Here is an 823-nt window from a genome sequence, read left to right on the forward strand (position 1 = left end):
GCATATTCTCTTGAGCGGACTTGATGCCGATGCGCCGAGTGACTCGTTGATCGTACTGAGCTTTGCCATTGCCACCCGTTCCTAAAGATCTTCGTTGAAGCCTATCTCGATATAGCTAGACTAGTGACATGAAGCCTTTGAGTCGAGTGACGGCCGCGACGGTCGACGTCCTATCCGTGCTGGTGAATGGGGAAGGGGCCATATGGGGACTTCGCGTCGTAAAGGAATCGGGCCGCCCCCCCGGCAGCATCTATCCCATACTGGACCGGCTTGAAACTCGAGGGTGGATCGAGTCCGAATGGGAAGCTGACGATTCGCGCTCGGGGCCACGGCGTCGCTTTTACAAGTTCACTCCTGATGGGCGGGCGGCAGCCCTGAACACACTCGCTGAGAGCGCAAGAAGAACGTCCCAGGCGCCGTCCCAGCTGATTCCCTCCCGGCTGACTCCTTCACCTGTCGTGAAGTCTTGGGCACCGGCTGGGGCGGGAACTTGAGCGCCCTGCGGGTACCGTCACGGAGCATCGTCAAATTGGCAGGGTTCCTCATTCCGAATGGGGCCCGCCAGCAGCACGTGGAGTCCTGGACCGCCGACGTAATTGGGGCAGAGGAGCTGGGCATGAAACCGCGCACAGTCCTACAAGGGGTAGTCAGGCTTGCAATCACTATGGGAATGAGGGATCGCATGATGCTCCAGAATCATGGAAAAGCCGCAACGGTATCACTGGCGCTCTTCACTCTGCTCGCGGTATCTCTTGTGCCGCCGGCGGTCATCCCAGTTCTCATGGTCGTCACGGCAAAGTTGTTTCTCAAATATCGGAACAAG

General features: G+C 58.3%; 2 protein-coding genes. Both read left to right on the top strand.

Annotated features, from left to right (window positions below; translation table 11 throughout):
• Window positions 1-128: 128 nt before the first annotated feature.
• The gene (locus tag JF66_RS25480; protein WP_081882514.1) at window positions 129-494 is read left to right on the top strand and encodes a PadR family transcriptional regulator; all 366 of its coding nucleotides are present in this window, start codon (window positions 129-131) and stop codon (window positions 492-494) included.
• Window positions 495-529: 35 nt separating this feature from the next.
• Window positions 530-823: hypothetical protein (locus JF66_RS24690; RefSeq protein WP_231556520.1), on the top strand; the 294-nt coding region annotated here is incomplete at its 3' end.

This window comes from Cryobacterium sp. MLB-32, assembly GCF_000738085.1.
Lineage (GTDB): Bacteria > Actinomycetota > Actinomycetes > Actinomycetales > Microbacteriaceae > Cryobacterium.